At 40.4% G+C, this 22689-nt stretch carries 23 protein-coding genes and 1 other RNA gene; 11 read left to right on the top strand and 13 right to left on the bottom strand.

Translation table 11 applies throughout. The features are described 5' to 3' along the window. Positions 1–199: 199 nt before the first annotated feature. Both MKX46_RS16595 and MKX46_RS16590 read right to left on the bottom strand, forming a co-directional pair. The gene (locus tag MKX46_RS16595; RefSeq protein WP_341071491.1) at positions 200–2389 is read right to left on the bottom strand and encodes an AIPR family protein; all 2190 of its coding nucleotides are present in this window, start codon (positions 2387–2389) and stop codon (positions 200–202) included. A 23-nt stretch (positions 2390–2412) separates the two neighbouring features. Next, positions 2413–3015: a hypothetical protein gene (locus MKX46_RS16590; RefSeq protein ID WP_341071490.1), complete on the bottom strand. Its 603-nt coding sequence runs from the start codon at positions 3013–3015 to the stop codon at positions 2413–2415. A 131-nt stretch (positions 3016–3146) separates the two neighbouring features. On the opposite strand from MKX46_RS16590, the gene MKX46_RS16585 reads away from it, so the two are divergent. Then, positions 3147–4379: a DNA-methyltransferase gene (locus MKX46_RS16585; RefSeq protein ID WP_341071489.1), complete on the top strand. Its 1233-nt coding sequence runs from the start codon at positions 3147–3149 to the stop codon at positions 4377–4379. 341 nt (positions 4380–4720) lie between these two features. Here the strand turns inward: MKX46_RS16585 and MKX46_RS16580 are convergent, their stop codons facing one another. The 7 genes from MKX46_RS16580 to MKX46_RS16550 all read right to left on the bottom strand — a co-directional run bounded on the left by MKX46_RS16580 (position 4721) and on the right by MKX46_RS16550 (position 11249). After that, entirely contained in the window at positions 4721–4912 is a 192-nt protein-coding gene (locus MKX46_RS16580) for a hypothetical protein (protein WP_341071488.1), read from the bottom strand. Between the two features lie 21 nt (positions 4913–4933). Next, positions 4934–5287 (bottom strand): hypothetical protein, encoded by a 354-nt coding sequence (locus MKX46_RS16575; RefSeq protein WP_341071487.1) that lies wholly within the window; start codon positions 5285–5287, stop codon positions 4934–4936. A gap of 247 nt (positions 5288–5534) precedes the next feature. Next, positions 5535–5795, bottom strand: coding sequence for a hypothetical protein (locus MKX46_RS16570; protein ID WP_341071486.1), 261 nt, complete (start codon positions 5793–5795; stop codon positions 5535–5537). Positions 5796–5900: 105 nt separating this feature from the next. Further along, positions 5901–6575, bottom strand: coding sequence for a hypothetical protein (locus tag MKX46_RS16565; protein ID WP_341071485.1), 675 nt, complete (start codon positions 6573–6575; stop codon positions 5901–5903). 325 nt (positions 6576–6900) lie between these two features. Beyond that, positions 6901–7452: a suppressor of fused domain protein gene (locus MKX46_RS16560; protein ID WP_341071484.1), complete on the bottom strand. Its 552-nt coding sequence runs from the start codon at positions 7450–7452 to the stop codon at positions 6901–6903. Positions 7453–7666: 214 nt separating this feature from the next. Beyond that, positions 7667–8137 (bottom strand): DUF600 domain-containing protein, encoded by a 471-nt coding sequence (locus MKX46_RS16555; protein WP_102998384.1) that lies wholly within the window; start codon positions 8135–8137, stop codon positions 7667–7669. A 13-nt stretch (positions 8138–8150) separates the two neighbouring features. Continuing rightward, positions 8151–11249 carry a DNA/RNA non-specific endonuclease gene (locus MKX46_RS16550; protein ID WP_341071483.1) on the bottom strand — a complete coding sequence of 1033 codons (3099 nt, stop codon included), beginning with the start codon at positions 11247–11249 and terminating at the stop codon, positions 8151–8153. 326 nt (positions 11250–11575) lie between these two features. Between MKX46_RS16550 and MKX46_RS16545 the strand changes: the two genes are divergently transcribed. From MKX46_RS16545 to MKX46_RS16535, 3 genes are all read left to right on the top strand, one after another. Continuing rightward, positions 11576–11971 (top strand): hypothetical protein, encoded by a 396-nt coding sequence (locus MKX46_RS16545; RefSeq protein ID WP_341071482.1) that lies wholly within the window; start codon positions 11576–11578, stop codon positions 11969–11971. Continuing rightward, positions 11944–12459 (top strand): hypothetical protein, encoded by a 516-nt coding sequence (locus MKX46_RS16540; RefSeq protein WP_341071481.1) that lies wholly within the window; start codon positions 11944–11946, stop codon positions 12457–12459. The genes MKX46_RS16545 and MKX46_RS16540 overlap by 28 nt, the downstream gene beginning before the upstream one ends. Positions 12460–12546: 87 nt before the next feature. After that, complete coding sequence (locus tag MKX46_RS16535) at positions 12547–13575, top strand: hypothetical protein (protein ID WP_341071480.1); 1029 nt, start codon at positions 12547–12549, stop codon at positions 13573–13575. A 48-nt stretch (positions 13576–13623) separates the two neighbouring features. Here MKX46_RS16535 and MKX46_RS16530 read toward each other — a convergent pair whose 3' ends face one another. After that, positions 13624–13965, bottom strand: coding sequence for a helix-turn-helix domain-containing protein (locus MKX46_RS16530; protein ID WP_341071479.1), 342 nt, complete (start codon positions 13963–13965; stop codon positions 13624–13626). Between the two features lie 230 nt (positions 13966–14195). On the opposite strand from MKX46_RS16530, the gene MKX46_RS16525 reads away from it, so the two are divergent. Then, on the top strand, positions 14196–14609 hold the full coding sequence (locus MKX46_RS16525) for a hypothetical protein (protein ID WP_341071477.1): 414 nt from the start codon (positions 14196–14198) through the stop codon (positions 14607–14609). 110 nt (positions 14610–14719) lie between these two features. Next, on the top strand, positions 14720–15019 hold the full coding sequence (locus MKX46_RS16520; protein WP_341071476.1) for a hypothetical protein: 300 nt from the start codon (positions 14720–14722) through the stop codon (positions 15017–15019). A 111-nt stretch (positions 15020–15130) separates the two neighbouring features. On the opposite strand, the gene MKX46_RS16515 is transcribed toward MKX46_RS16520, so the two are convergent. Further along, positions 15131–15577, bottom strand: a complete 447-nt coding sequence (locus tag MKX46_RS16515; protein WP_340959779.1) for a hypothetical protein — start codon at positions 15575–15577, stop codon at positions 15131–15133. Between the two features lie 665 nt (positions 15578–16242). Here MKX46_RS16515 and MKX46_RS16510 point away from each other — a divergent pair. From MKX46_RS16510 to MKX46_RS16490, 5 genes are all read left to right on the top strand, one after another. Next, positions 16243–16791, top strand: coding sequence for a bifunctional DNA primase/polymerase (locus MKX46_RS16510; protein ID WP_341071475.1), 549 nt, complete (start codon positions 16243–16245; stop codon positions 16789–16791). Next, positions 16773–18683: a DNA primase family protein gene (locus MKX46_RS16505; protein ID WP_341071474.1), complete on the top strand. Its 1911-nt coding sequence runs from the start codon at positions 16773–16775 to the stop codon at positions 18681–18683. The genes MKX46_RS16510 and MKX46_RS16505 overlap by 19 nt, the downstream gene beginning before the upstream one ends. Before the next feature lie 397 nt (positions 18684–19080). Then, complete coding sequence (locus tag MKX46_RS16500; protein ID WP_274483484.1) at positions 19081–19530, top strand: JAB domain-containing protein; 450 nt, start codon at positions 19081–19083, stop codon at positions 19528–19530. A 99-nt stretch (positions 19531–19629) separates the two neighbouring features. Continuing rightward, entirely contained in the window at positions 19630–19797 is a 168-nt protein-coding gene (locus MKX46_RS16495; RefSeq protein WP_274483482.1) for a hypothetical protein, read from the top strand. Positions 19798–19982: 185 nt separating this feature from the next. Beyond that, complete coding sequence (locus tag MKX46_RS16490) at positions 19983–21542, top strand: recombinase family protein (protein ID WP_341071473.1); 1560 nt, start codon at positions 19983–19985, stop codon at positions 21540–21542. Here MKX46_RS16490 and ssrA read toward each other — a convergent pair. Together ssrA and smpB are read right to left on the bottom strand one after the other, a co-directional pair. After that, positions 21503–21867, bottom strand: a transfer-messenger RNA (tmRNA) gene (gene ssrA, locus MKX46_RS16485). The two genes, MKX46_RS16490 and ssrA, sit on opposite strands and share 40 nt — an antisense overlap. Positions 21868–22117: 250 nt before the next feature. After that, positions 22118–22597 carry an SsrA-binding protein SmpB gene (gene smpB / locus MKX46_RS16480; RefSeq protein ID WP_013308270.1) on the bottom strand — a complete coding sequence of 160 codons (480 nt, stop codon included), beginning with the start codon at positions 22595–22597 and terminating at the stop codon, positions 22118–22120. Positions 22598–22689 lie beyond the last annotated feature (92 nt).

Below are 22689 nucleotides of genomic sequence, written 5' to 3'. Positions count from 1 at the left end.
CGAGGCAATGAATCCCTGTCGTGAAAATTGGCTAAAAACCTTTCTAGGACAGGGATTTTGGCATACGAACCTAGCACGGAAATCCACAATTCGGCGGGTTGTAATAATCAGGATGTTTGGGGAGGTGGCTTAGTTCAGTAGTAGAAAATAACACCTTTTAGATGAAGAGCAATAATTAGAATTGACTTTTCATTCCAACTTAGATCAGACTTTTGGTTAAAATAAATTGCTTAGCTATATCTAATACTTTTTCAATATCTTCTACAGTACTAATTACAACTCTACCTTTAGAGTCAGTATTTTCTCTGGCCCACTCTTCAAAATCTGATTGTTCAAAAAGAATACTTTTATATAGGGAACCATATACGTTAAACTCGAAAGAAACAATTAGCTTTGTGTAATAAGCAATTCTGAACAAAAATCTTTCCTTTGCTTGCTTTTCCTCGTCCGTAAAATAGAATTGTATATTTGAACTGTAGGTGAAATTATGATAGCGAGGGTCGTAAATCTCCTTGATCCATCTTTTAAAGAATTTTTTTGCTATTAAATCATCTTCTTTAATCTTGTTGTAAAATTTGATAAGGGCAACACGTTCAATTCGAGGTAATGACTCAATTTCAGAGACATCAAACTCACCATCGTTTATAGGTTGCGTGTCAATCTTTTGATTTCCATGACCTAACTGTGTAAAGACCTTGTCATAAAGCGATCTAATATCGTTCGGGCTTTTGAAAATATTAACAATACTTTTTTCATACGTCAAAATATTAGGAAGAATTAATTCAAGTACTTTTTGAACTTCGACTTTAAAATCAATCTTTTCTTCGATCTCCTTTATACCAATTTCGTTCTTGCTAATATTTTTTGTTCCTATTAGATCATACATCAGCCTACTGACAAGCTCCTTCCCATGAATCATTATAGCCTTATCAGTGTCACCTAATTGTTTAATTGTTGAATTAATAGAGTCTTCAATCCTTCTTTGAAGGAGGACACAATTCCAAACGTAATAACCTGTTATACCAGGGTTAAACAGTTTTTTATATCTTGCATGATTTAAGTCAGAGTAAATAACGCCAATTTCTCTACTTACTAATATTGTGGCATCAATATCCTTAGCAAATGATAAGGCTCTGGTTGCCTCCCTTAAATTGAAACTGTCTTTTGAACTTATATCTTCTCCTTCGCCCCGCATTAAATGGTAGGTTATTCCATCAATCGCCAAAGTATTCTCAATTGTTTTCTGTATTGGATCAAGTACCACAAAATCCCTGTTATCAATTTTGTTTTGTCTGTTATTTTTAGTGGTAACTTCTGATGCGAAATTTTCATCCAGATACCGCAAGCCTTCTTCATCAACTGTTTGCATTGAAATAATTCTAAATGGAAGATAAACACCTCTTAAGGTTTCTTTGTTTTCTTCTGAGGACTGTCCAAATTTTCCAATGACACCCACAGTTTGAGCACCATTCACAATGCTGATTCCTTTACACTCAAATAAACCTAAGTCTCTTGTATTTCCGTAGACTCGTTTCTTATCAACTTCCTCACAAACTAAAGTGACTCCATTATTATAATACCAAAATAATTCGGGCTCAGTTTCTAACGTCTCTTTCATTTCATTATTAATATCAGTAGTTCCCAAAAGCTTCCGAAGGTTATATTCGTAAAGACCGTTGCCGTAACTTTCCCACCACTCGGCTAACTGATCAGCTGAAATTTGTCCATAGAAAGATTCCATTTCACCTTCATAACGACCCCATTGCTTTAGCTGAACCTCTACATCTATATTCCGAGCAACGCTTAGATCACTTAAAGAAGAATGGATTCTTTTTTGATTAATAATTTCTACTTCAGCTACTTGTCTAAAATCATTTAATTCATCAAGTAGCTCTTCAAACTCACGCCGAGCATGCGTGGACAAGTTTATTGCGGTATAAATAAGAATAATTTTAAACCTCAATCCGCTTTTATTCAAAAATGCTGTAATCTCATCATTCATATTATTTACTTTTTCATTAAACTTATCGAATTTAACATTAATTAAGTCTTTTACCCCAGTAACAAACTTTTTTATTTCACCTAAATCGGGTTCCGAGTCGCCATTATTATTAAACTTAGACTGAGTAAAACAAAGTTCATTAGTTTCTTTATGGTAGAAAATTAAATCAATCCCATTATCATCTGGTCCATCGACTATATACTTCACGACTTCTGTTTGATCTGAATGAGGATAAAGAATATTAATACTATATGCTGCTAAAGCACGTGATAAAAAATTCCTTTCCAATTCCTCTCCTCTTTGAGAAGACAAGTCTCCCAATTCAAGAATACTATCATAATTTTCATGAAGTTTTGCTTTGATCTGATTTACCTCAAGAATACCCATTTTATACTCCTCCGTTATAAAATCTACACAAGAGCTCTGCCATCCGTTCCCTTAATAATTCTATATCTCGGGTCATCTGTTAATCCATGGTGTTCTATTTCTATCACATACAGATAGCCTTCCTGCACATCGTAGTTAGCCATTTTCCATACATCAAAATAAGGCGCAAGTTCTCGGAAGTTTCCAACTCTATCAGTCAGGTAGTCATACATTTTTCTTGACGGAAGAATCAATACTCCCCCCAGCAATTGTCCCCTTAATATTCCTGTCACAATCTTGTTAATAGCTCTGTGAGAAGAACTAATATTACCCGTTTCCCATTCGACAGCAAAGTATTGGTTTCCGATAGGGTAAACAGCGTCAATAGGACCGGGCCTTGTATTAGTCACTCCTACATCTACACGGTGCTCCAGTATCCAATTATACCGCAATAAATCAAGTAAGAACGTGTCTTTTATAGGCTTTACTCCGTTACCTTTTCGCTCGTTATAAAGAAGAAATTGTCCTGAACCTGCAGGGTGTACCATCTGAGATATAGAGGCCTGAATTTGTTTCACAAGATTAGTAATTAAAGACTCGTTAGATCCCTTCTTTTCAATCAATGGTACTGTTTGTTTAATTATCATATCAAATACCCCCATCATGGAATCCGCATGTTTAATATTACCATCAGGATTCCATAATACTGCTCTTGTCATATGGTGTCAATGACTTGTCGAACAAAAATTGTTACAATAACATCTACGGAGGTTTTCTAATGACGAACAATAATTTTTATAAAGCTTTAGGTATTACATCTGACAAACAACTAAAGGAATTCGCTAAAAACTCTGGAGTAAAACTAGGAAAACTCAAGTACTATGCGGAAGAGATGGTTTATCCTCATGGAACAGATTTAGATAAAATTTTGGCTACATCGAAACTCAGTGAAGTAGAGCTGCAACTTCGCATAGGATATATAAACAACAGACTTAAAAATCTTATAGCCGAACACTCTTCACAAATATTGGAGATCCTTAAACTCGGGGAACAACAGACAGACAGCAGTACACCAAATTTTCAGCCTGTTTTCGAAACGCAACTAGGCCAGCTTTTTCAAGAGGATTGTATCCCACTCATAAACTCGCTTCCTAACGAATCAGTGGACCTTATATTTGCTGATCCGCCTTTCAACCTGAACAAAAGTTATGAGTCGGGGATTAATGACAAGCTCTCAAAAACTGAGTACTTAGAATGGACTGAGAAGTGGATACTAGGTTGTATTGATTTACTAAAAGAGGGCGGATCTTTTTTCATTTGGAATTTACCTGCTTGGGCCACTCATATCTCAGAGATTCTCAACAAACACCTAACATTTAGACACTGGATTGCAACAGATATTAAATATAGATTGCCAATTCAGAATAAGTTATATCCATCACATTATGCATTGCTCTACTATACAAAAGGTGAGAAACCTAATACTTTTAATGGAGAAAGGCTTCCTTTGGAGGTTTGCAGACATTGCGGAGGTGACATCCGGGATTATGGAGGATATAAAGATAAACTACATCCTTTTGGTATTAATCTAACTGATGTATGGTATGACATTTCACCAGTAAGGCATAGCAAATATAAGACACGTGCAAGTAATGAACTTCCACTAAAATTGTTGGAGAGAATCATTTCTATGGCATCAAATGAAGGCGATACAGTATTTGATCCTTTTGGTGGTAGTGGTACAACATTCATTGTTAGTGAAATTCTCAAGAGAAGATGGATTGGAAGCGAAATTGGTCCCGTGGAAACAATACAGGAACGTTTTAAAGATATTGATTTTCATAAAGATGTCATCTTGGACATACAATCAACCAAAAATACTTTATTTACGGACGAAACCAAAAAAATTCGCCGTAAAAATAATCACTGGCTTCCTGATACATTGGCAATTAACCGTAGAAAAAAAAAGGAAAAGAACGAAGAGCAAATCAGTTTATTTCCTAAACTGTAGCTATAAATCCTCCTCAATTGAAATAAACCGAGATGAATAACTAGCAGTAAGCTTTTCATCTCGGTTCTCCTTACTCGCCGTTTTATTTAAATCTTGTTCAGCGTTTCATTATTAAGAAAATCGGGGCAAATCATGGTGTAAGTATTTCCTATGCATCAAGGTTAGTAAAGGAATATAATTTTCAGAACATGCCGTTCTAAAGACTAACCATTCGTATGAAGACCCCCTGTTCAATACCACTATGGTTTTAATTGGACAAGGGTTCTAACATCTGAACCGTGGCACGGTAAGTCGACAATTGGATGTGCTGTGATGAGGATGTTTGGTGAGGTTTCTTAGCTCTAGGAGAGTACCCCACCAGTCAATTCTTTGGAATCAATCACCAAACCAACTGCATGAATGAAGTCAAATCCAAGCATACCGTCAATCTCCATGCCGTAATTTATTACCCCAATCTTAACTTCAAAACCTTCCAGCGAAGCTTCGCCCGCCCTCACTTTTATTGTGATTAGATAATGTCGATAGCATATCACAACATAACTTCAAATGATTTACTATGCAATATTACCTTGTTCAAATTTGATGCTTAATAAAGCAGATACAACATCATCAATTAAAAACCCATCAGGAAACTCTTTGATTAATTCAATAATGTTGTCATTCATTGAAAACTTTCTGCTTTTTGCATAATTAATTATACCTTTCTCATCAGTAGCTACCGCCACAGTAAAAAAGTCTTGACATCGTTCTTCAAATTTAATAACTGGCAGACTATTGTTAATCGAAATATTTAGTTGGATTTCACTCTTATCATATACTTGAAATCTTGCGTTACCGTGTCTGAAAGATAAATCCCTGTTCTGTAAATTTTGCTTCGAATACTCTCTCAACTCTAAAAATGTTCTCAAAATATCATCCCCTATTGGAATTATTTGATCCTAAGAGCAACTGACAGACCACTTAGGTTCAAAAAAGCTATGTTTGGAGTCAGACCTCTCTACCATAAGTATTGAGTCGTTTAATTCTGGATGTAATCATCTAAAATCCCTGTCCAGCATTGACCAATGTGGTTTTATATGGACAAGGGGTTCGTTTTCCGAGGGGAGTTACAGTTCTAATGTTAGTTCAGCAAACGACCTGCTAGATTAACGGATTTTATTTAGATTTATTTCTATCCTCAAAACCTGTCTGGCCTGGAAGAAAATCATTACCTTTAGCCCACGCTATTTCTTTCTCTGTTGATTGGTTTACTGTATATACTTCTCCATCCTTGAAGTACACTTCAATATATGTGTCTATAGCTTTTATATGATCAATAGATTCATTTACAATAGCTTTTGTTAAATTATTTGTTTTACTGTATTCAGTTACAAACTGGTCAAACAATTTATTATGGCTCTTATCGATTTTTTTCATACATAACTCCTCCCATAATGTTTCAATATATTGGAATTCTATAAAACAATATTCTCACACCGTGTTATTACTGTCAAATAATTCATCCCTACTAAAGACCCCACGCTAATCACCCCAACGTATTCCAATTTTTCCAAAGGAAGTTTCGCTTTCATTCAATCCCTCAGAATCACTCGTTCCAATCGCTTCAATTTCTTTCTTGGTTAATATTATGTCATTACTTAAATCTTTAACCTTTCTCGTGTATATTGATTTAAGAAGTTCAACTTGTTCATCCGTCATCTCATAATAATCTCGCCAAGATTCAACCGCTGAATCATATTCCATTAACTGTATTTCTAAAAGATAGCCACCATTTAAAATGATTCTTACTACGTTATCTATAGAGACCATATTATCCTGGTCCCCCCAGAAAGCTGTAGTAATGGAAGGGATGGGCACACCATCTTCCCCTTCTTCCAGCAGATACTCCAAAGTTTCGTTTTTAGCTAGCTCCACGACTTCATCGGGTGCTCCTTTAAAATAATCAATAGCAGCTGTAACATCAGAACGAGTAACATTGTCATTTCTGAATGCTGCAACACAATACTTTTCACTGAATGTAATTGTTGCTCTCCCACCTGTTCCGTCAATAACACTGTAGTTCATTCCATCCCAAGAATGTTCATAGGACAGTTCAGGGTAATGGGCCACCATAATTGCGTGCGCAATAGATGAAAGTATACATCCCTTCCAAAGATCATGTTTATTCCATCCTTTAGTTATCATTATAGGCTTCATTATGGTCTCCCTTTTTTTGGGTTTTGAAATTGAATTGGCTTTATCTCTTCTATTTCATCCCTAAGTTATAGTCCCATACCGAGTACATAATGAAAACCCACTATGATCAGTCTTATCATAGTGGGTTTAGCCCTATTGAAATTAATCTGTCATTATATTTTTCTAAGTATGTTTTTAATTAGTAGGCAATCTCTGCAACAAAAGAAAAGAGGTACAGAGGTACACCCTGCTTTTGCTTTCGGCCATCTCAAAACGTAGTCCAATTCGAAGACAGTCATAAAATTATTCTGGATGTTAGAGGAGCCTTCTCCACCTTTAAGGTCTTTTAATTATTCGACTTTGCTAGATTAACCCTATTAACACTGTATATATCATAGTCCTTGCTATGCCAAAAATCTTTGATCCCTATTCTTTTCATTAGATCAAATTCCTCTTTGTACAAAGGATACATCCCAACTAACTGTATTGTCTTATCGGGCAGTTCAATCACCGCGTCCTCTTTTTCTAGTATTGCAGAGGCAAAAACAAAATAACCCGTCATATCAGACTCTTGTGATATAGGTTCATCTAAAGTAAACAAATCTGCATACGAGAATGCCTGTACTCCCCTAAATTCAGCAGCAAAATAAGCAGCAGCCAGCCCCCAACTTTCATCTTGCGTTTCTAGACTTATGATTAGTTCTGGCTTCGCGTTCTTCCAGCCTATAAATTCACCATCAGATAAACCATACGTCACCGCTGTTAGCATACCTTCTTCAGGCAAATCATAGTAAAAAAACACATGTAATGGCGTACTTCCATCTGAAGGCTCTACTTTTTTTATAACGTCCTCCTGACCAAATATTCCCTCAAGCTTATTCATATAGAGTTTCGCCATTGTTTGCTTCCTCTTCGTATACAGACATGCAAAAAGGCTCATTCCTCTTAACCGTTCAAGTTAGAATGAACCTTTGAAAGCTTATCAAGTGTGTTTACCAAGTTTTTTTAGTGTTTGGTTTGTTGATTATACTGTCTGCATGATCTTGTTGTTGTAGTTGTGATCTATTCACAAAAAAATTTCTGGTAACACCGATTAATATATACAACAAGACTCATTTATTGTTAAAATCCGCTTCGATCTGTTCAAACCACTCCATAGCAATGTCATCAGCAGTTTTAACTGGATCATTGGAATATACTAAATCATATTTATACTCTGCTTTCAGACTATTTTCCCTTACATCATAGACTAATTTAATCTCTGTAGGCATTTCTCTTTTGTATTCATTACATAACTTGTATATTTTTTTAATATCATCATTAATAATATTCATAACAGCCTTTTGACGCTCTACAGAAGTATTATATTCCATATTTTCTGTAATAGCCTCTACTGCATCATTAAGCTTATGCTTCTTAACAACTTTCCCATTAATACAATAAAAAAAATCGTTTGAAATAACTCTTTCTTCAAATGAACAGTATATAAAGATTTTTTCAGTTTTATCTCCAACATATTCCATACAAATTGAAACCATGTCTGCTTGTAATTCACTAAAACTATCTTCAAAAACTTTAGTCATAATAATCTCCTTTTCAATTCAATAAATTCTTGACGAAAACTTCACCATCTATTTCATACTGTACATTAAATTCGGAAGGTCGCAAACTATCCTCCTCATATTTAACTTCTGCGTCGACTTTCACCTGTTTTCCATTTTTCAAGGCTTTAGCCCACTGGTTTTCTATTTTTTTGTATTGACTTAAATTTATATTACTAGACTGTGAAACCAAATTGTCCAGATCTGGTGAACCACCAAATCTATCTCCTGCTAAATGACCGGCATGGTCGCCTGGCTCTTTGCCTGGCGTTTTCGGATTATGTGGTAAACGTTCTTCTCTTGTAGTTAATTTTAAATCATCTGTACTAAACTTATCAATTCTCCCCAGATGATCTGTTTCATAATCATATTGGTGCTCACCAGCTTTATACTTCACATTCGGTTTAAGTTTCCCTGCATCATCAAATGGATTATCGGCAGAAGTCTTATTAGGAGCTTTATCCATCCCCTTAGTTCCGGGCGGATTCTCGTTTGGTTTGCTCGGTTTCTGTGAGCTAGGTGTTCCTTCGCTCTTGCCTGACTTCGCACTAGAAGGTTTAGACGGCGTTGAACTATTTAGACCCTCGCTTTTAGACATTCGATAAAGATCCTTAGCACTTTCCACACTATTGGATGCTCCGGTATACGTTACCGCCGACCCATGTGCTCCCAAAACAACAGATTGTGCCATAGCAAGGACGCCTACAGGTGCCCCTACTCCTGAAGCTGTTACCAAACCACCTAAGAATCCTTCTGTCACAGCACCAACCGTTTCTACAGCTCCGGCTACAGTTGTCAAAGAATGTCCGATCACTTCACCTGTTTTACGCGCCATCGGATGATCTGAGGTATATTCCTTATTCATTAATCCGAACGAATAATCTTCTACAACCGCTGCTGCTGCTCCTAATGCAACTTCTCCGCTCACATCTGCGGTATACTCCAACTCGTTCGCCATCTGCTTCGCCATAATAGCTTCGTTTTCCGCATTCTGGAGTTGGGCTGCCGCCATAAGATCCCACCACGACTGGGGTCCTTCTTCTTGCTTCGGCTTCGGCTGTTGAGCCATGTAACTGTCGTAGTTCGCCCTCCAGCGTTGTCTCAACTCGGCGGGAATTTGCTGATAGGCATGAGCCATAGCATTCGATTCTTTCAGCAAGTTTTGAACGAGCTCTAGGGGACCACCGAAATGGGCCACATGACGCGCACTCGTATATACTTTGCCTAGAATCCACTTGCTATAATAGGCTTGTTTCGCTTGCTCATGCTCGTACTGGCTAATCAATCCTTGAAGCGCCAATCCTGCCAGATGTTTCAACGGATGTACACCCGTTTCCTTAGACGCTCCCAAGGTAGGCGTTCCTTTGCTCCGAACAGGGATTGCTGCGGATACTTGTATAACCGTTGCCGCCACTTTACCTGCTAATCCACCCGATGTATTCAACATCACATTGGCTACTTTCCCGACTGCTGGAATGGAGCCTAAAAGCTTAGACACTGTACCCAGCAAAGCATTGGCCTGCTGAAGCGCCGCTGGACTTGTGACTTTCGCGGTAGGAGTATTGCTGGATGGAGCTTTGGCTGTTGCTGCAGTTTGAGCCGCTTCATAGGCTTTAATATTCATCAATGGAGGCTCAGGTACAGGAGGAAGATCAGCTACGAAAACTGGAGCTTTTACCGTACCTTCCTGATAAATCACTGGAGCTTTGATGTCTGTCTCACCATCTAGCACCATACTGCTGGCTCCACCTTTTAAATATAGTGCAGTTCCAGCTTCCAGTGATAGTTCCTGACTTGCATCCAGCTTCACATGACCGCCCTGGATCTGTACATTCCCCGGACTGTTGACAGTGATGCCCGTATCCTCATGTAGTGTAATCGAAAACCCATCGGAAGTGGACAGGATCAGCTCCTGCTCAGACATTTCGATGCTGCTGCCTTGTACGTGTTTCCATACCTTCACATCTGGTTGTCCATTGGCGTGGCGATGCTGTCGTAAGGAATCGGCCACATAGGCTTCCTGTTCACAGTGTGTAGGTAAATACAGCTCCACTTGTTCCCCAATTTCAGGCATGTCGTACCAGCCGCTATGCTCTTCCGCTACATAACGGGTGGCTACGGGAAACCAACAAGCTTTAGCTGGGTCTTGCTTCGGATCAATTTCCAGTTGAAGTTGTACCAAATCCTGTTGTACTTTCAACACCGTGCCCGTGAGTGAAATCCCGATGGCTTGATCATTTTCATACCGAGCATACTGAATATCCTGTTCGGCTTGGAGATCGTAACGAGTTTGGAGTAAACCGTCCTTTAACTCTGTCACTGCCCTCACAACGACCAGCTCTTTGCCTTGTCCAATGGGTAACGTAATCAAGTCACCCAGCGCATAGTATTGCAGATTTTCAATCGTATAGGTGACATACGCGCCAACACGTTTCCCTGGTTTTCCTGTATCTAACTCATGAAATGTTTTCCGTACCCTGTAAAATACATCTCGTTCCACCTTATACTGCTTGCCTTCTGGCATTCCAAAGAAAATCTTAGGTGATGCAGCCGTGATCTCCGGTACAAGTACCGAACCAAAGCGAGAGACAAGACGCTTTAAAAAGGCCCAATCGGTTTCTTCATATTGTAAAACAAAAGTACCTAATTTAGCATAATTAGTCACCGTATCAATGGCATCCCCATACATGTACTTCCGAACCATTGTAGTGACTAGATCATCATAAGTACGGTGAATATTCTGATAGGAGCGCCTTTTCGTTTTGGTATCCATTTGATAGGAATGCGAAGCCGCCTCCAGTTCAAAAGTGTATACTCCCCGTATGCAGTGCACAGACATGCGTGTAATTAATCCATGAAATAAGCGTCTAAGCGACTGCCCTTGCTCATCTAGCTGACGTATGACAATCGGTTCCTGCTCCATGTCCTGTCCAATGCACGCGGCTCCCTGTTCTTCCGACAGCATGCCGCTCACATATAGGAATACATGATCGTTAACGGCCCTGGTAATTCGCAATTGTTCCATATGCTGAGGTTGAAAAGGACCGTATAAGCGTAGACTTTCATACCCTATTCCGTTTTGCAGTACGTCCAAATGCTTTCATATCTCCTTCCCAGCGACACAAGGCACATTTCGCCAGCTACCTTGTGTTTATATGTGTTCGTAGCTACCATACAATTCAAATTGTGAGTTTAAGAGGTTATTTTTAACAGCAAACCATTCTTATGTATGTATCGGATAGAATAAAGATTTTGTTTACATAAACCCCCATCCATTCTGTTATTTTGAATTAACATAGCGAACGAATGAATGCATAAATTACCCTAAAACCGTCTTGGCCTTAAATGAAAATAGATATTATTACTTTGAAAGGCTTCCTGTTATCGGCGAAGCCCTATTTTATTTTAGGAGGTTACGTTGTGCGCATCATACAGACCCAGCAAGACATCGACTCACTGCAATACTCTTCGCTTTCCCCCTCTTTTTTAAAACACATCCAAGAATACTTCACTCAGCTTCGCAACTCATTCCATAACCAAGATGATCCGTATTTTTCCCTCCAGCCTTCCGGCCCTATCTTCATACTAGAAGCAGGGGATAACCTACACGATCTTAGCCTCGTAGGTTTTAGACGAGAAGACGACGGACTTTTCGGTAGTTACCCTGAATACGTCGAGCTGTTCGACCTAGGCAGCATTCAAATTTACAAAATCGCTGTCATGAACACCAATGACTACATCATTACCCTGTTTACACAAGTCGGGATTCACCACAAGGAGGCCGAACAATGGCTAAAAGAACAAGCAGAAGTCTAAAGGCAAATGAGGACAATGTACTAAATAAACTAAAAGAGGTCATTGAATACAACGGGGACGTTGTAGATAATCCTGAATCGTACGGAAACACTTGGATCATGGCGCTAGCGATTAGGCCGTTCAACCACAATCAAAAACAGTTCCTACCCGCCTGTTTGGAAGAGCATGAAGTGCTCCATTCCGAACAGGCCTTTTTTGTACGTGTGATTATCAGAACAACCGATCAGAGTGGAACAAACAGATACGTGGATGGTACGAATCTGTTTGTGACGATAGACCAGGATACTGGAATTGTAGATATTGTAAAAGAAGATGAAGTACTGTCAGACAGTCCTGTATTTCTTGGCGGAGAAATTGCAGATGCCTTGCGTTGGGTGAATGAGTTAGCCGATCCTTGTTACATCGCGCTAGAAGACCCGTTCCTTACACCGGAGCAACGCATTCTGTTCATGCAGACTACAAAAGAAGATGATCCTTTTACTCTATAAATGAATCTTTCCAATCAAAAAAGCGACAGTACGGGCATGTGAATGTCCATACTGCCGCTATTCTTATTTAGAAATGGAGCAAAAATCATGACAACGCTAACCTTCACGGAAAAAGAAAAACGTGCCCTCGTTGCTCTCATTCAAGAGCAGATAGATACACATCTCTCACGCTTCCCATATGCCAGATATCCTGTATATCCTTTGGAAGAATGGAAGCGTCTTTTGTGTGATCCAGCTACTGTGACGCCAACGATTTTAAAACAAATACTTGGTTGGACATTCGGAGGCTGGCAGCGGAAAGACCTGCCCTCTGCACAAAGTAGTGTGGTTAGAAACATCATCAAGCTGTGGTCGGAGTTCACAGAAAAGATGCCATCAGAATCCGCTGGCATCCTTCAATTTTGGGAAGTGCGGCTGACAGACTGGACGAATGGATTTCAGGCTGTTTCCTTCCTTTTACACCTCATGCGTCCTGACGAATACGAAATCACGGACTCCCATCGCCTTCAAGCCATGTACGAATTGCTTCAAACGATCAGTCACCAGGAAAACGACCGTAGTTTGTCACGTTCGTTACTTGACCTTGAAAACTACTCCAGCTTCTTCCGCGCCATTTTACCCAAGCTTCCCTTTGGTGATCACAACCGCATACAACTCGACCGCTTTCTAAAAGCCTACGGCAATCGTCATGCTTACAAAAATGTCGACAGCAGCTACACCACCAGTGAGCCTCACATCTGGCAATTCTCTTGGAGTGACGCTAAAACAGAACACTATGACCTGGAGAAAATCACTTTGCGCTCCAATGCAGATGTTCTATTTGCTTGCCTACTCTCCTTACTTGATAAACAGCCTGATGCGGGGCAAAAACTTACCATTGGACAGATCGTTGAGCTGCTCCCTTTGGGCACTGGAGGCATTTGTAATCCCGCCAGCTTTAAATACGCGCTCATTTCTTTGTTTGGTAAGCAGAAAGGGAGGGATTACTTCATTACGGAGGATTCCTCTCTTCAACAGGCTTTTACAGACCAAGCCAACCAATCGACTCGTGACATGAAGTTCTACAGTAAACATGATAGCGAACAAATAAAGGTTAATCCGAAATATCTAAAATAAATATAAACTTGGAAAAAGGAATCTGTACAAATCGTTTTGAGGAAGCAATTAAATTTCTTCAAGTAGTACGTCAATCATTTTTAATACTTTTTTCTGTTCTGAAACTGAGCATCCTCGCAATCTGTTCACTATTAATTCCAAAGTGGTAATCTCTTGGTTTCCTTCTTTGCTTGTAGGCTCAATATAGCGAAAAAATTCACTTAAGGAGACTTCGAGGGCATCTGTCAATTTGGATAACATTTCAATTGAGCAAACTTTCTCTGCTCTTTCCAATTTACCAATGTAGCTTTCATTTATACGCGCCAAATGTGCCAGTTCTTCCTGACTCAAGCCACGTTCCTTACGATAATGGCGTATGCCTTCTCCAACTTTTTTCATTACTATGCTCACAGTTATCACCCTAAGCCAAACATAAGTGAGGTCATAAAACTGACCAAGGGACTTTAGGGATTTATTACTTAAAATAGTCTCTATAGAGACTTTTTATGATACAATAGGACCAATTACTTAGGTTTTATTTTCTACCTATTCAATTGGACTATCCAAAGGAGGTTAGGACGTTATCACACTAATTGCACGATGTGACTTTTAAACAATAAGAAAGGATGCAAACAGACTTTATGAATTCTATACAAAGAAACGCTAGCCCTTATTTCCGTTCATTAACCTTTCTGTTTCTGTGTATGTTACTACTATTCCTTATCTTGTTAACAGGTTGTTCGAAAGAGGAAAAGAACGAGAAGGATAAAGCTTATTACGATGTTACCTTGATCATCAACAGAGAAGGAGCCTGGGGCGGCGCTTTCCTTGACTATTCGATTTACTTGGATGATGAGGAAATATCCAGTGTTTCTAATGGCTCAACTAAACAATATGTCCTCTCACTTGCAGAAGGAAAACATACTATTTATCTGAAGTGGGGAATAGTTTCCAGTGATAAAATTGATTTTAGTGTGAGCAAGGAATCACTCAGTTTTTCCTTTTCTGCCAAAACCAAAAGCACATGGGGAATCGACCTTTGGAGAAATGACTAAGCACCTAACAATATGTAGCCGCTATTCAGTTAACTTGAGAAGCCTTTCCTTAAAAAACGTCAGACTACTAACTTTACTTGCTAAATACTAAAAAGGGTGGTTCGTACACAATGGAAGATTTCATACTCATCGGAGCGCTCATTCTCGGCTTTATTATTTTTCGAATCATGAATCGAATCTTCACGATTGGACATTGGGGATTCAAAGGAGTTTTAATGTTTTACGGAGGTTGCTGTGTCGCTGCTTACATCATCCTCATGGCAGGTGCTGCTCTCTTTTCAAACTATTACGTTTGGATCATTGCATTGATTGTAGTCGCACTCATTTTTTGGCTGGTGAAACGGAACCGTGTAAAAAAAGAGCAAGATAACGTTTCAGAGTCTGAGCGCAATAATAACAATCAATACTAACTAACATTAATTTTATTCAGACCGTCCTCTTTAGGTCGGTCTTTTCAACTTGCACATCTAACCTGGTCATATGTCTTTATTTATTTGACCACATAGGACCAAAATAAAGGCTTAGTCAGTACTATTTATTAATTTCTGAAGGCGTTCCTTCATTCTAGTTCTCCTTGTACTATTTTTCACGACTACTTGCAACATATTTTCTCCGGGTATACACCCCAATACGCTACTCGGATATTTTTCTTCAATCATTTTACCTAGCAAAGCTGCCGATCCAGGCTTTGTTTGAACATAAAAGCTAACATGATTTTTAGGGACATCCACAATAAGGCCCTTCCAAAGTGTTTTATAAAAAGCCTCACTTTCTCGCTCTTCTTCACTCTGCCCCGTGTAATAACCATCTTCTTTAGTAATACCTAGGTTTTGTAGCTCCCTACTAAGAGTGGCCTGAGATATTTTAATTTTTTTTTCAGATGCCAGTTTGTCTTTCAATTCTGTTTGGGTCTGGATTTTATTATTGTTAATAATGTCTTCAATTGCTTCCTCGATTTTCGTTTTCATAGTGCACCTCAAATTTTTTTATTTGAAATAAATAAGTACAATGGTAGATTATTCATGGATATTTTGGATTCTAAATCCAGAAAGTGAATGCGATTATGGGTTTTTATGGGCTTTCAAGCAACAAAAATGCTCTTAAAATACTGAATAACATTCATAGCCCCGAAACCATTGTCCTACCTGGGAAAATTCTCAGGAAACTCTTCTCCTCTCTATCCTCCCTTTTTATTTATTCATAATACGAATAAAATACTTTATTTTCAAGAATAATCATGAATATTTTTTCTGGAAATCGGAAATTCCATATCCCCTTATTTACGAATATCCCTTGATTAACAGCCTCTTTACAAGCAAAAATCCTTGTTATATGATCACTTGGCAGCTCTTTGAAAGTTGAATATTACTTGACTTTTATATTACGATATCAACTTTGGAATATTATCACGCATCATTTTTACTTTCCCTAATGCGTAGGAGCATAGAGTGGATAAATGACAGAAAGGTAAACAAGGAAAACCAGTAGATTGTTTGTATTTCCTTATCTCTGGTTACTATGTTCACCAGATAAGTTTACATCCCTCCCTACATATTCCGCCTTTGCAGGAAAGTCTTTTGAGAAGTAGAGCAACACTGATGCGTATTTTCACTTACTTTGAGGAGGAAACAGTATGAACACTGCAAACGGTCAAAACCAACACGCTCAGGAAATTCGAAAGTACTTTTACAAGTATGCCGACATGGGCTTACCTGTCATTCCTCTTTGCCCTCACGATCACGAAGGAATGTCTGAGAGGCATAAAGAAACGTGTAGTCATCCTGGAAAAGCCCCTTTTTTGAAGGGGTGGCAAGAGGCTGTGCCACCATCCCAAGCCAAGATTGACCATTGGCTCTCCAAATACCCGTCATGTAACATCGGGTTGGTACTAGGAGAGAATAGCGGCATCATCGGTATCGACGTGGATGGAGAGAAGGGATTTGACATCCTAGAGCGCCTTTCCCAAGGGAATGTACCCTCTACATGGCAATTCAGTACCCCAGGCGGAGGAATGAGGTACTTGTACAAAATCCCGGAAGGATCGTCGTTCACTAGTTGGGTAGAGCGACACCCGACGGAGTCACATTGCGAAGTAAACGTGTTGGGAAGTGGACGTCAGACCGTTCTTCCCCCATCCATTCATACAAACGGAGGTCAATACCAATGGATCATCGAACCCTAAAGGCCAGTACAGTGCTGGCAGAAGCACCCTCTTGGATTTTTCAGCGCCCTACTCGGGTGCCAAGCAACAAGAGCACGTTTGCATCTGCACAAACCAACGTACAAGGTAGCTTGAAAACCTTGCACGATCGTTGCCCTCGTTTTGCCCAGGACTACGCTACCCAGCAACAACAGGGTCTGGATGAAGAAACCTGGTTTAAGTGGGTACAGTTACTTCCAGAGGAATTAGCATTGGAGTTTTCGGCGCTTTCGGATAAACACGACACACACAGCCAGAATCGCATTCGTCAATTACAGCAGAACAAGAAGCCACCTACACGCTGCCGCACGCTTGGCTGTAATGAACAACAAATCGCCACTTGCTTTCATCACCGTGTACGTAAAAATGAGGAGGGAATCATCGTGAATAGTCCTGCTAAAATGTTAAGTCAACCTAAAACCAAAAAAAGTACTCGTGCTAATCCCTACATGTCCAAAACTACCAAACTGAAGTCTGTGCACAATATAGGTCCGAAAGACGTTGGCTTTACCTTAGATAATAACAATAAGCCAACACGTTTAAACCCTAACCTGTTTTCAGAATTCATTCGTCGTCATTACCTCAAAACTATTTTTGTAGCTCCTGAGCAACGCTACTATGTTTACAAATCTGGGGTGTGGCAGGATCAACTCCCAGATGTACTAAAAAGGAATGCACGAAAAATTCTTCACACTTGGGCTCCTCATTTCTGGCGTTCTAAAATCGAAGCGGAGTACATGACTGCCTTGACACGTGATTGCACACTGGAACATTCAATGGACAGCGAGCGCGATTATATTAACCTGAGAAACGGGATGCTTGACCTACGTAACTTCAAGTTAGAGGAGCATGATCCTACGTTCTATTCCAGTGTACAGGTTCCCATTGACTATGAACCTGAAGCTCCCTGTCCGAATTTTGAAGCCTTTTTGAAGGACATTTTTGATCACGACCAGGAACGTATTGACCTCATTGCAGAAATCTTTGGCTACTGTCTTACCACATCCACCCAAGCTGAACAAGTCTTTCTTTTTTACGGAAAAGGGTCTAACGGGAAGTCCGTGCTCGTTCATGTGCTAAAAGGCCTGATTGGAGAACGTAATACATCGGCTCTCTCTTTAAATGACCTAGAAAAACCTTTTGCCCGTTCCGAGATGATCAACAAACTGGTCAATATTACGACGGAAAATGAAGTTGGCAGTAAAGGGATTGAAACAAGCTACCTAAAGGCCATTGCTTCCGGTGATCCCGTTCGTATTGAAGAAAAATTTAAACAAGGGTACATGCAGGAACTATTTTGTAAGCTTATTTTCGCAACGAACAACCTGCCCTACTCCAAGGACAAAAGCTACGGACTAATCCGTAAAATGACCATGGTTCCCTTTGAAAAAACGTATACGGACGCTCAGAAAGATCCGGATTTGAAAGTAAAACTGATGAAGGAAGGCTCAGGTATTTTGAACTTTGCGTTAGAAGGATTGAAGCGTTTACGTAAACACTCATACCTTTTTACAAAGTCGAAAAAGGTACAGCAACTGGCTAACCAGTACAGCCAAATGATTAATCCAATTCAAGTGTTTGTTGAGGATATGGTTGAAGCTAAACCTGAAAGTAAGCTGCTTAACAAGGATTTAAAAGCTGGTTTTGTAAACTGGTGTCACCGCGAAGGCCATAACGGTCTGTCCAACATCAGTAATCAGCAACTGACGGGTAAAGTGAAAGAAGTTTTAAAGGAACAAGGAATCGTATTTGAACCGGATAAGTCTGGCGGGGAACGCTTAATCAGAGGCATTTGCCTGAAAACCGCCCCTAAGCCTTCTTGGATGAATAGTACTCAGATCCAAGTCGTTGATAACATTGAAGATCTGGATTAAACGGTAGCAAGAGGCATTGTGGGGCAGTCAGGGGCGAGGATGTGACAGATACATCGAAGGTACGCCACATCTCAATTCCTTGCCCGGTAAGGATTCTGGAGAAAGTGGGGCGCTTGTGGCTTTCTTTTTCCCCCCTGACAATTTTTTTATCCTTCATCATCTAAAAATAAAAAGAGTAGTTTTCCAGAAAAAGGGTCACAAACGCCACGACACCTAAAAAAGCCATGCCCTGCAAAGAAAGAGGCTGTGGCACAGGCTTTCACAAACGTCACTTTCGGGTCGCTCCAGCGCCACCACCTAAACAGGTAATCCGTTTCAACTCCTCTTTCAAACAGACATTATATCTTTGTAGTCCTGATCGCAAGACTACTCACAACCTGTTTAAAGGAGGAACACCATGAAACAAACCGCTAAACGTGTACAGGTGCTACACCTGCACACCATTCGAGAGAAATCCCTGCTCTTTGCAGATCGGGTGGTTCACAGGCCTGAGGACACCGTTTGCCTTTTCCGAGAGTTCATCGGGGACTGTGACCGGGAGGCCTTTTGTGTCCTAACCCTGAACACCAAGAACCAGCCCATGGCCTTACAGTTGGTTTCGCTGGGTACACTGAGCTCGTCCTTGTTACACCCGAGGGAGACGTTTAAACTAGCGGTGCTTTCCAACGCTGCGTCCATCATAGCTTGTCATAATCATCCTTCTGGCAAGCCAGATCCTTCTACGGAAGATCTGGACATGACCAAGCGGCTCCAACAAAGCGGTGCTATTTTAGGTATTGAACTGCTGGATCACATCATTTTGGGCGATAACTCGTTTGTCAGCCTCAAGCAAAGGGGGCTCATGTAATGAATCAAGCCATACTCACGTTGATTGTCGCTGCTGCTCAGTTGGCATTCGAGATCATCGCCCAATCAAAAAAAAGATAAGTAAGGGGTTTTTGCTCTCATGCCAATGCATTACTCGACTCGTATTTCCAGACGCAAGCTCAAACAATTTTGCACTGATCCCGATGCCTCTTCCTGGATTACTGCCGATCAGGTACAGGAAACGACTACTTCATACTACCAACCTGCCGTTGAAATGCTGGATACCATTTTGAAACGAAAACGATAGGCTCACAGTTACGTTCCTGATGATACCTAAGCGGTAGACTTTTCAGAACGCGAACACATCCATATACTTTAATACTTTAACGCTTTTGTTAGCTATATCAATCTGTGGCCTCTCCTTTTACAGAGGGGCTATATCAAATTCATCACCATCATCATTCGCCTTCATCGAAAGGGGTAACTATACTAATGACCATTCAACGCGCCGCAGCTTACACTCGCTTCTCCAGTGACAACCAACGGGATGAATCCATTGACGCTCAGATTCGAGCCATTGAAGCCTACTGCAAACAAAAAGGCTTTGAACTCGTTAAAATCTATATCGACCGCGCCAAAAGCGCCACCACAGACAAACGCCCACAGTTCCAGCAAATGATTGTCGATAGTGAAAAAGGCCTTTTTGATGTGCTCATCGTTCATAAGCTGGATCGTTTTAGCCGGGATAAATACGACAGTGCTAAATACAAACGCAAACTGAAATTGAACGGTATTAAACTGTACAGCGTCACCGAAAACCTAGATGGCTCTCCCGAAAGTATCATTATGGAAACTTTTCTGGAAGGTATGGCTGAGTACTATTCCAAAAACTTGGCCCGTGAGGTCATGAAGGGAATGAAAGAAACAGCATACCAATGTAAACATACAGGCGGCTTACCTCCCATCGGCTATGCTGTAGATCCTGTAACAAAAAAGTACATCATTAATGAAGAGGAACGCGGCATCGTCGAAACGGTTTTTTCGATGTTCCTCGCTGGTCACGGGTACAATCAGATCATTCGGGAACTGACGGAGCAAAGTTACAAATCCCGTTACGGTAAACCCATCAGCAAAGGCACCTTGGGTACCATTCTTCGCAATGAAAAGTATACAGGCACTTACATTTTCAACCTCACCGACAGCAAGGATGCGGCTGGTAAGCGTAATGGTAATCGACATAAAAATAGTGAAGATGTGATTCGTGTCGAAGGTGGTATGCCACAACTTGTAACCAAGGAAGATTTTCAGAAGGCACAGGAAAAGATGAATCAAAACAAACGTCAGCCTGGTGCTTACAAGGCAAAAGAAATGTACCTGCTTAGCGGACTCATTGTTTGTGGGGAATGTTTGAAAAACGTAGGTATTCAGTATGCCATGATGGGCAATACCAAATACAGTGGTAGAAGCAAACTGAAATATGTCACCTACCGTTGCGGCAACCGTGACCGAACAAAGGCATGCAAGAATCCCGAATTACGCCGGGAGTACATTGAAGCCTATGTACTAGCCCAACTCCAAGAGAAGATTTTTAACGATGAAGCTATCCCTCTTCTGGCTAAACAGCTTAATGAGTACCAGAAGTCCAAAGAAACTCGTGTGAAAGCCGATCAACAACGCCTGAACAAGAGTCTGGAAGGTGTAGAGCGCCAGATCGATAACATTGTAAATGCGGTGGCTGGCGGTCTGAACAATCCTACCATTCTCGAAAAGTTGTCCTCACAGGAACAGCAAAAGATTGAGCTAGAAACGAAACTGCTTGAGGCTCAGCAGGTAAAAGAAAAAGCAGCCATCACAGAGGATGCTCTGCGACAACTGCTTTCTGGCTTTCAGGACCACATCACCAGCCGAAACCTTCCTGAGATCAAGAAGTTCATCGGCAGCTATCTAGAAAAGGTGATCGTCTACAAGGAACACGTAGAAGTCATCTTTAAGCTACAAGTTGTGGATTTGATCAATGGAGGCGAGGGGAGTCGAACCCCTGTCCGAAGATAACGACACATAAGCTTCTACGGGTGTAGTCACAGTTTTGATGTCACCCGAGTATCGCCCCGTAACCGGCTATACGTTGGGTCAGCCTGATTATCTTCTTCAGCTCACCGCAGGCGGAGATGAGACAGCGTATCCCACTATTTGTTAGCCCCTATCCCTGTCACATGGGCGATGCAGAGTAGAAGCACGCACACAGTTTCTTAGGCTGCGAAAGCGTAGTTGTTTTGTTGTTTGCCGTTTAATAGGCTTTAGCGTTGATGAAGCGGACGCGTCCCCACTACCCGCTACCCATGCTCGAACTATCCCCGTCGAATCCATAAACGCCCCCTTATTATAAAAGGGCTCCACGGATAAATCCGGAAATACCGGAGCATAAGCATGCATAATATCAAAAGCTGAATCCTAAGATTCAACACTCGAAAAAAGTTAAAAGCTTTAAAACTGACTACTTCGTTAGTATACCATATTACAGGTCATTACGAAACGAAATGAAGCCATTTAAGCCTTATAAAATAGCACCATTAGAGGAACAAGTAACTTTTCCACGTAATTTGTACCATAACTAATAATACAATAACTTATCTCGCAATTTTCTGCTTCTCACGTAAAGCACGTTGGATATCACGTTGTGCATCGCGTTTAGCGGCAGCATCACGTTTATCATACTGCTTTTTACCTCTACCCAGTCCGAGCAAAAGCTTGGCATAACCATTGCGAACATAAATCTTTAACGGAACAATCGTGTAACCTTCCTGTTTGGACAGACCGATAAGCTTGCGAATCTGCTCTTTATGCAACAGCAGCTTACGCGTACGCGTCGGATCGGTAGGATTATTACGATTACCTTGCTCAAAAGGACTGATATGCATATTGTGAATATGAATTTCGCCATTACGGATCGTAGCAAATGCATCACTTATATTGGAACGACCATTTCGCAGAGACTTAATTTCCGTTCCCGTTAATACCATGCCCGCCTCGTAGGTGTCCTCAATAAAATAGTCATGGGAAGCTTTTTTGTTCTGGGCGAGCACTTTCCCGTCTGCCTTCTTACCCATGAATACCACTCCTTATGAATAACGTAATTCACTCTTGAAATCCAGGCATCAAAATCTGGCTACAAAGAGCCACCTAGAAATATATTGTAACA

The sequence above is a fragment of the Paenibacillus sp. FSL P4-0113 genome, assembly GCF_038009305.1.
Classification (GTDB): Bacteria; Bacillota; Bacilli; order Paenibacillales; family Paenibacillaceae; genus Paenibacillus; species Paenibacillus polymyxa_D.
The sequence above is the reverse complement of the archived record's forward strand: the minus strand, read 5'-3'. Positions and strand labels throughout refer to the sequence as shown.